The organism is Bacillus sp. JJ1562, assembly GCF_036962705.1.
Taxonomy (GTDB): domain Bacteria; phylum Bacillota; class Bacilli; order Bacillales; family Bacillaceae_L; genus Ferdinandcohnia.
In genome coordinates this window covers 25,885-34,963 of the sequence record NZ_JBALOQ010000052.1, presented here as the reverse complement: position 1 = coordinate 34,963, position 9,079 = coordinate 25,885, and the positions used below count along the sequence as shown (strand labels likewise).

11 protein-coding genes are annotated in these 9,079 nt (G+C 32.7%); 7 read left to right on the top strand and 4 right to left on the bottom strand.

Translation table 11 applies throughout. The features are described 5' to 3' along the window. Nucleotides 1–851: 851 nt before the first annotated feature. Complete coding sequence (locus V7097_RS23160; protein WP_438824272.1) at nucleotides 852–1,469, top strand: alpha/beta hydrolase; 618 nt, start codon at nucleotides 852–854, stop codon at nucleotides 1,467–1,469. Nucleotides 1,470–1,752: 283 nt separating this feature from the next. Beyond that, nucleotides 1,753–3,222, top strand: coding sequence for a serine hydrolase (locus V7097_RS23155; protein ID WP_335705991.1), 1,470 nt, complete (start codon nucleotides 1,753–1,755; stop codon nucleotides 3,220–3,222). A gap of 44 nt (nucleotides 3,223–3,266) precedes the next feature. Here the strand turns inward: V7097_RS23155 and V7097_RS23150 are convergent, their stop codons facing one another. Together V7097_RS23150 and V7097_RS23145 are read right to left on the bottom strand one after the other, a co-directional pair. Beyond that, complete coding sequence (locus V7097_RS23150) at nucleotides 3,267–3,581, bottom strand: DMT family transporter (protein ID WP_335705990.1); 315 nt, start codon at nucleotides 3,579–3,581, stop codon at nucleotides 3,267–3,269. Beyond that, complete coding sequence (locus V7097_RS23145) at nucleotides 3,578–3,913, bottom strand: DMT family transporter (RefSeq protein WP_335705989.1); 336 nt, start codon at nucleotides 3,911–3,913, stop codon at nucleotides 3,578–3,580. Before V7097_RS23145 ends, V7097_RS23150 begins: the two co-directional genes overlap by 4 nt. 101 nt (nucleotides 3,914–4,014) lie before the next feature. Here V7097_RS23145 and V7097_RS23140 point away from each other — a divergent pair, with 101 nt between their 5' ends. Both V7097_RS23140 and V7097_RS23135 read left to right on the top strand, forming a co-directional pair. Then, a complete protein-coding gene (locus V7097_RS23140) occupies nucleotides 4,015–4,587 on the top strand; it encodes a TetR/AcrR family transcriptional regulator (RefSeq protein WP_335705988.1) in 573 nt (190 codons plus the stop codon). 410 nt (nucleotides 4,588–4,997) lie between these two features. Continuing rightward, nucleotides 4,998–5,528, top strand: a complete 531-nt coding sequence (locus V7097_RS23135; protein WP_335705987.1) for a hypothetical protein — start codon at nucleotides 4,998–5,000, stop codon at nucleotides 5,526–5,528. A 67-nt stretch (nucleotides 5,529–5,595) separates the two neighbouring features. Here the strand turns inward: V7097_RS23135 and V7097_RS23130 are convergent, their stop codons facing one another. Next, nucleotides 5,596–6,351 carry a DUF4367 domain-containing protein gene (locus V7097_RS23130; protein ID WP_335705986.1) on the bottom strand — a complete coding sequence of 252 codons (756 nt, stop codon included), beginning with the start codon at nucleotides 6,349–6,351 and terminating at the stop codon, nucleotides 5,596–5,598. Then, complete coding sequence (locus V7097_RS23125; protein WP_335705985.1) at nucleotides 6,348–6,917, bottom strand: RNA polymerase sigma factor; 570 nt, start codon at nucleotides 6,915–6,917, stop codon at nucleotides 6,348–6,350. Before V7097_RS23125 ends, V7097_RS23130 begins: the two co-directional genes overlap by 4 nt. Before the next feature lie 287 nt (nucleotides 6,918–7,204). Between V7097_RS23125 and V7097_RS23120 the strand changes: the two genes are divergently transcribed. The 3 genes from V7097_RS23120 to V7097_RS23110 all read left to right on the top strand — a co-directional run bounded on the left by V7097_RS23120 (nucleotide 7,205) and on the right by V7097_RS23110 (nucleotide 8,991). After that, entirely contained in the window at nucleotides 7,205–8,293 is a 1,089-nt protein-coding gene (locus V7097_RS23120; RefSeq protein ID WP_335705984.1) for a hypothetical protein, read from the top strand. A 34-nt stretch (nucleotides 8,294–8,327) separates the two neighbouring features. After that, nucleotides 8,328–8,786 carry a hypothetical protein gene (locus tag V7097_RS23115; RefSeq protein ID WP_335705983.1) on the top strand — a complete coding sequence of 153 codons (459 nt, stop codon included), beginning with the start codon at nucleotides 8,328–8,330 and terminating at the stop codon, nucleotides 8,784–8,786. A gap of 61 nt (nucleotides 8,787–8,847) precedes the next feature. Beyond that, a complete protein-coding gene (locus V7097_RS23110) occupies nucleotides 8,848–8,991 on the top strand; it encodes a hypothetical protein (protein ID WP_335705982.1) in 144 nt (47 codons plus the stop codon). Nucleotides 8,992–9,079: the final 88 nt, after the last annotated feature.

Sequence of the window (9,079 nt, the reverse complement as noted above, 5' to 3'; positions counted from 1 at the left end):
GTATAAAAGCTACTATCGATAACAAAACAACTAGTAGGATAATTTTTTTCATCCTAAATCCCCTCCTTGTCATGATATATATTACACTAAAAAGAAAAATGTTTTTATATATTTCATAATTTTTAATGAATAAAAAATGCATAATTTATGCGTCTTTTCATCTCGCTTTAAATATCGATTTCATTCGTAATTTAGAAAGTGTTTTAAATGATCAACCTACGATTGTTTCTCTTACTTTCAATCCAATGAATAAAATTTATTTCTTCTAGGAGGTTTAAAAGAAATTGATTAACCACTTCATTTTCGCTATATTCGGTATATTATGCATAGGTTTTACATTATTCCTCACTCGTTCAGTCACTAACCAAACTACCTTTTCTGCATTGTAGTTCTTCGGTTAAATAAACTTCATCATAATATTCCTCCTATCTAAAATTGGTCATACAATTAGTACATCCAATTTGCACTAGTTTTAGCACTAAAAGTAACAAGGTCACATAAATCTAAGCGGACTTGCTAAAAGGGGGTGTTAAAAGATATGTTAAAATAAAAGCTACTCATGATAAATGTTGATGTATCAACAAAAAAAGAGACACGAATTCATATGCGAATCGTGTCTCTAATTACACTGTTATTTACTGTTTTCTCCCCAATATCCGAAACCGTTATTATTAAATTCCTGTCTTTTTAAATTGCAATATGTTAGATTTTATCATCAAACGGATGATCTAATAAGGATTATCGCCTTTTCTTGTTGAGGTTAATAATCTAACGAATCGGTTTAATTGAAGAAGGAAAATTAGCATATAGCGAAGAATAGATAACATAAAAGCTTTGGGAGTGAGAAAATGGTGACTAATATTGATACTGTGGGTTCTAAAAGTATTCCTTTTAGATTGATTGAACAAAAAGAAGAAGTAAATAATTTAGTTATTGTCTTACCAGGGGCTGGATACACGACCCAGCATCCTTTGTTACACTTTACAACAGGGTTATTTTATTCTAAAGGTTTTGATGTATTACATATTAACTATTCATTTAATCGCCAAGAGTTATCTGTTCTCAGTGATGAGGATTTCACAAGAGATGTACAACATGCAATTGAAACAGCAATAAAAAGTAAGAACTATAGTAATTATTATATAGTGGCTAAATCAATAGGAACAATTGCTTTAAGTAATCTTCTAAATCATACAATGTTCAATGATGCAAAATTAGTATGGTTGACTCCATTACTACAAAGAGATGACGTATTTAACGCAATGGTCAATAGTGAGCACCAAGGACTTTGTATTATAGGAGATAAAGATAGTTGTTTTATTGAGGAGCGCATTGAAAGATTGAAAAATAAACATAATCTTATATTAAAAGTAGTTGAAGGTGGAAATCATGGTTTAGAGATTGATCAAGAACCAATACAATCTATTGAAATATTAAAAGATGTCATTTCGGATATGAATGAGTTTTAAAAAAAAGCGGGGAACTTAATAAATTTTCGTCAGATCAGCGCATAGAATATTGAATAAGTATATGAATTAGCAGACCATTTAGCATTTCAAACTGGTCTGCTTTTTTATTTTCATATCAATGAATACACATTGAAAAACTTTCTAAAAACATCTCTCACAGTCAATTATAAAATTACGACTGAAGGCTTAGAAAATAATTAGCCTCAAGCTGGTTAACCTAATGAAGAATTTTTTGTATGATTTGTTTGTACTTCAAGCCTTTAAAAATATTGGAGGAAATGTATTGAAAACAAAATTAAACAAGAAGAAATTGAGCTTTACGTTTCTGTTAATAATCCTTTTAACGCCTATGTTTCATCTTCCCTTTTCTGTAAGTGCCCAAGCTGCCGTGCCGTTTAAAACGGAAGATGTTGATAAATTTGTCACTAGCTATATAGAACGTAATGGGTTACCTGGTGCATCTATTGTAGTTGTGAAAGACGGCGAACTAGTATATGAGAAAGGATATGGTCACGATTCTGAAGGGAACCCTATAACAGAAAACTCGCTAATGAGAATCGGTTCCGCATCTAAATCATTTACTGCATTTGCTGTTTTACAACTTGTTGAGGAAGGGAAAATTCAATTGGATGACCCCATAATAAACTATTTGCCAGAGGTGAAGCTTGACGATTCAAGATGGAGAGAAGTTACAATCCGTCAAGTGTTGAGCCACACATCAGGAATACCAAATCCAACCATTGTTCCACCATCAAGTAACTTAAAAGCAGGTGTTGAACGTATGAATGATTGGAAGCTGCAATCAAATCCAGGAGAGAAATACAATTATAGCAATGGGAATTACTGGATTTCAGCACTTTTGGTGGAGAAAGTAAGCGGAATAGAATTCTCTCAATATCTTAACCTAAGGGTATTTTCTCCACTAGAAATGAATGACTCCCTCACTACGGTTAACACTGGAGATTTTGTCAAAGGACTACCTAATGGATATGTAACAGCATATGGAACTGCAATCCCTTGGACAGAGCTTGAAGCGATGAATATGGGGGCTGGGAGTATCGTATCAACAGCATCAGATATGGGGAAATGGCTTTCTATGCAAACGAACGAAGGAAAGACTAGAACAGGAGAGCAATTATTATCAAAAAAATTATTGGAAGAATCGTATTCGCCACAACTTGGAAACAAAAAATACGGACTAGGTTGGGAATTAAGCTCACCTAATGTGAAACCAGCACGCATTTCACATGGCGGAGTGGAAACAACGTATCAAACTCAACAAGATATTGTTCCTAGTAGTGGTTATGCGGTTGCAGTTTTACTAAATAGCTTTACCCCTACTTTAGAACACGGCTATGAGATTAGTTCAGGTATTATCCAATTGACGGAGGGGCAAGAACCCGAATTAAAAGCTCCAGTACCCAAAATAATCGATTTATCACTTGGCGTTATCACATTGATTTATTTGATTTTAGGAATTAGAGGAATTCTGCGGAGTAAAAAATGGTCGGATAAACGGAAACAGCATCCTACTTGGAGATTTATCCTTCGATTAATTCCTCAATTAATTCCAACATTATTAATTGGATGGTTGTTTTTTATTGTCCCAACCTTACAAAATAATAGTTCGACCACAATGGATGCATTCGCTCTTTTTCCAGCTGCGATGCTCTTATTAGCGGTTATTTTCATTATTGGATTGGTTCTTACAATTTTGAGAATCTATTATCGAATCACATTAAATAAAGATTAAGGATCACAAAACGCTCAGAATAAATTACTCTGAGCGTTTAGTGGTTAAGATACTAATCTTAGACCGATTACTGCAACTACTACCAGTGCAATAAAGAAAATACGTAATTTATCTTTGGACTCACCGTAGTACATCATTCCTACGACAGCACTACCTACAGTTCCAATTCCTGTCCAAACTGCATATGCGACACCTAAAGGAATGGTCAACATCGCAAGGCTAAGAAAGGTAAAACTAAAAATAAAACCAATCAATATGATAAGGAATCCTTTTAGTTTCTGACCTTTCGTCATAATCTGCATACCAGTCACACCAACAATTTCAAGAATACCTGCGATAATTAAGAATATCCAACTCATCCTTCATGGCTCCCTTCTGCACCTTGCTTACCAGTTACAAGCTTTAACCCAAGCACTCCCGCAAGTAGTAAGACAAGAAAGAAGAGCATAGCCCAATTAAAAGGTGAATGAAAGATCAAGATATCAACTAACACTGTTCCAACTGTACCTAATGCGACAAAAACGGCGTATACTGTACTTGTAGGTAAAGTTGTAGCAGCTCGGATAAGTAGTACAAAGCTAACAACAACTCCTATAATAGTAAGAATCCATTCTAAAGGTGAGTTGGCATGTTTTAAACCTGTTGCCCAACCAACTTCAAAGATGGCTGCAACGATGACTAAAATCCACATATTTGTTCACACACCTTTTTTATATTATAATTAACTAACGGTAGTTAGTATAACTCGAATATAGTATTTTTTCAACTACTTTTTTTGAAAGGATGAAGGAATTGAGTACGAGAGATCAAATTATTGAAGCAGCTAAGCGCTCCTTCGCTCAGCATGGCTATGAAGGCACAACGCTATCGCAAATCGCAAAAGAAGTAGGTATTCAAAAGCCCTCGATATACAATCACTTTAAAAGTAAAAATGAGTTGTACTTATACGTAGCAGATATGGTTATGGACGATTTACTTGTGAGAATGCAGGATACATATGAGCAAAATAGAAATGAGGATTTAGAAACTAGGCTTTATTTATTATTTAAAAATAGCTGTAACTTTATCCTTAATAAACAAGAAGGTATGATGTATGTACGCTTCTTATTATTTCCACCTGTAGAATTGATGGAAGAAGCTAAAGCTATTGTAGAACGAGGAGATCATGAAATAGGCTATATTATATACAAATTCTATACAGAAGGAATTGAAGCAGGAAATTTAAGAGATATATCTGAACAAACGTTTAAATCGGCTTTCTTTTTCTTGTTAGATGGATTATTTACGGAAAGCTTTATTTATGATGACTTTCTAAATCGTTTTGAAGATGCATGGACTGTATTTTGGTGCGGAGTATCCAAATAGAATGTACTCCATACAAAAGACCAGAGTAGCGGTACTGCATTACCATACTGGGGTCTGGCACTTTTTTTAATTGTCGCATAGTAAAGAGTAAATATAATGTGCCACACCATCAAGATCACTGTCGATTTTCAGAGTCACATCTTTCGTTGACAAGGAAAAATTTATAAAGCAACTGCTGAGATGTAAATTAAGGAACTTTACTTTAGAAAACAAGTAATTTGAAAGGGTGGTGTAATACCACTTTTTTAATCCGAAATTCTTCCCAATAATAAATCTTAATCAAGATAGACTTTATGTAGTTGGCAGTCTTTTTTTATATGACCTATATAATAAAATTCATAGTTCTAAGGAACGATTTTAGATTTTTAAACGTCTAAAATGTATTACTTAATAAAGGAGTCCATAGAACTATGAAAAAATTATTATATTTGTTAACATTAATTTTTGTTTTTTGTATTGTCTATCTATTGAACATTGATAGGGCACAGGCAGGAGAAAGGGTTATAGATATTGATAAAACCAACTTTTCTGAGCTTGAACATATGCCGAAGTTACCACCTATCAGTGAACCATTAGTACCCAACGATGGAACTGCAGGAGAAATAACCATACAAGCAACAGATTATATTAAATCAGCACAAGTATCCATTTATAACAACGGGAGTTCACTTAAAATTTCTGGACACACCGATAGCTACACTAATGCTGATAAAATTACATCAACATTGTATTTGCAAGTGTGGGATTCTTCAAGAACCCGATGGGTAGATTATAGTAGTGGTAAGGAATTTGTGAAATATGGTACTAATTCTTTGTATAATTTCGTAGAATATATTGCACCAAAGGGATATTATTATCGAACCAGGGGAGTTCATAAGGTAACAATGGGTAGTAAAACAGAAACATTTAGTAGTGTTTCAAGCTCTATTTATTACTTTTAATATAGAATATTATTAAAAAGAAGCTAACTCCAATAGTTCAATCTGACCTATTGAAGTTAGCTTTTTCTTATTTCATAGATTCTGCTATGGATATTAACTCTTCTCCGGGTAGACTTCCGCTAATTATTATTCTGGTCTTCAATTGATTAAAGATTAGCCTACTTGTATTGTCCTTAAATGTTAAAAGGGATGCCTTTTCTCCATTAATCAAAATAGTTTCTACCTTGGTATCTTCATTATCAATTATTAAAGTATTACCCATGTCCTCAACTCCTGCAATTTGCTGGATCATGAGTTGGTTGCTGTAATTTAAAATAATATCATTACTTGTTTCGTTCTCCCCGTAAACAACAGTGACATCTAAAAGTTCGTATCCTTCAGGTAAAAAGGTTGGGATTAATATGTGGAATTCGGCTACTTTTTGTGCTTCAGATAAACTCATTATTTCTTCTTTAGTTAAAGTACCTATTTCTTGTAGCGAATTAGCAGAAGGGAGTGGTAGACTATTTGACTCGCCCGTACTAATTGAATCCTCTATTTGAGTAATAGTACCATTATCCTTTTGAAGATATTTAGTAATCCAACCAAAGGCATTTCCTTGCCTATTTTCAAATGCTAATGTTCCAAAAATAAATGCTATTAATATGGAGGCAGCAAATAAGCCAGGTTTAAAAATCACCTTTTTCTTTTTATTTTCACTTAATCCCTGCTGTATTTTTAACCAAGTATCTTCTTTCGAAAAAGCGGGTAAAGGAGCATTTTTATATTCGGATTTCATTGAATCTCTAAGAACATCTTGCTTTAAAAAATCGTGGTTTTTCATAACACTTCACCATCCATATGCTGGTTAAGATTCTTACCTATAAATATATTTCTCAACTCTTTTTTAGCGCGAAATATTCTAGATTTTACAGTACCTTCTTTTAGATTAAGTAACTCCGCTATTTCCTTTTCTTTTAACTCATGTATGTATTTTAAAAGCAGAATCTCTCTATGCTCTATACTAATTTCAGAAAGAACTTCTCCTACTTCTTTTAACATAAGCTTTACTTCAACTTCAATTTCAACGGGGTTTGAAAGATTATTTTTATCCTTTTCCAAATAGACGTCTTCTGTAGGGATTCCGTTCCATACTTTTTGTTTCCGAATCAAGTCAATAGCTGTCCTGGATGCAATAGTAGATAACCAAGCACCTATTTTTGATCTATCTCTTAAACTATCTAAATCTCTAAATGCTTTAATAAAAGTATCTTGAACAACATCCTGAGCTAAATGTTTATCTCGCGTAACAAAATAAGCATCATGGTAGACACGGTCATAGAATAGATCATAAATTAGGCGGTATTCATCTTCTGAAGGTTTCTTCTTGGAGAAAAGCTTTGTTAACATGCAACCATACCTTCCTTACTATATATTCGTTAAAACATTGTAAAAATGGGTATATTTTACTTTTATAATAACATAATTCTAATTTTAAAGATGTAAGCAAATACATTTTTTCTAAAATTTTCAAATAATGGCGAACTATTTACATAGTGCATTCGTCTATATAACGCAATTTGGTATTTTGTTAGTGTTAGAGGAAGGGGGAGTTATATAACTAATAAAAACTTTAAAGATAAAGCAACTGATTTACTTAGTAATTGAACGGATACTATCAATTTGGGGGGATTTTTATGTTTAAGAAGTTAGGCTTTTTGGTTATTATCTTTACAGTAGCATTAACAACTGCTTTTAATGTTAATGAAGTTGGTGCAAATAACAATTTAGTAGAAAGCGAAAAGACCTTATTTGATTTAGAGTATACTGGTAATGGCTCGTTCAAAATTAACAACAATAAAAAAGGTTTTGGACTTAATAGCAAAGAAAATGCACAGTCATATAAAGTTAAAAAGAAAGACAATGGTGTATTTGAATTTGTTGAAAATAATGATCTTCCTTTTGATTTAGTGATACAATCAACAGAAGACCAATTTCAAGCAGTTGGTGAAAAAGAAATAGATGTTAATAATTATGATGAAATTCTTAATGATGAACGTATTTCAGATTATATAAAAGAAGACATCTTAAACTTCTTGGAAACCGCAACCGAAGAGGAAAAAAATAACGTAACTCTTACGGTTTACTCTCCTGACTTAATTGAAAATCCTTCAAATGATGACGGGATGATTAGTATTGCAGCTGCATCATATTTACCAACAGTTTATTATACTGGATACGGCTCAATGAAGTACAAAGATGAAGTACTTTATATTACTGGGTATTCTTCTAATTGGGGTACTAAACCAATGAGTAGCAAAGCAGCCGCACAGGCAGAATATAGCAAATTATGGAGCCATACCATGGGTGTTCTTGTTGGAGAAGGGATAAGTGCTGCCACAGTGAATTTTCCGCTTGTTGGACCGGCTGTATCATTTATATCTTTTTTTGGTCAAGACCCTGCTATTGGTGGTTCGGCACAGGACAAGATTAATGTAAGAACTGGGAATGAACGTAAATACAGGAAGTATACCAGTATAATGTTTCCTAAATCAGATTATAAATTAGGTGCAACAGTAGATCACGCATATTTTGACATTCATTACGAGAAAATTGTAAGTGGAAAAACAACACGTCAAGATATATACAATGTTCGATATACTGCTCCTAATTACTATTCTGCTGATAGAAGAGCTTTTGATAGTAAGGGATCAATTGCCCCATGGAGAGAAACATATAGTCAATTTAAGTTGTACGGTTTGACATTTGCTTCTGGTATTAGGTAACGATTAAATAAAGGGCTAAGGGGAAAAATTAAAAATGAAGAATTCTATGCGATTTTTAATAATAAGTTTGATTAGTATCATTATTATTTTAATACTATCAATTTGGTATTTTTTAGCCCCATTAGCCGCTAAAGATGTTTTAACAGGCTTTAAAGAAGTGAATAAGATACAATTTGGCTATTATACTAATGGTAATGAGCCATTTGAAGTTTACGACACTGACATCATTGACCAATCTGATTTAGAGCTTATCTTAAATAAGTTTAATAACACAAATTATAATAGAAGATTTGGCTATAAAAATATTTCCAATGATGGACAATATATATCTATGGTAGTTTTTTATGGGAAAGAAAATAAAAATTATACCCTAGAAATAAATGACACTGGTTTCATAGTTGTAAACCATAAAACATATAAATTAACGGATAAACATAAAAAAGTTTTTAAACAGGTTTATGAAAGTATAATGTCAGTCCAAGAAGATAATTAATGATTGGGAAGAGGGTTAGTTAACCCTCTTTTTTTGTTATTTCTATTTATCGCAGTAACAGGTGGCACAGCAAAAAAGTTGTTCATTAAAGGAAGTAGAAGAAAAGATTGAGGAATTAGCGGCACAAGTTTTAGAATTTAAAGTTTATGCTGCATTATTAAAAGATGAAATAAAATGGTATCATGACAATCATAAAAAACATTAAGTAAAGAGTGACACAAAAGTACTGACTATCTTGTAGAATGACACAAAAATCCTAACAACCTGATCCAAAATGACACAAAACTACTTAC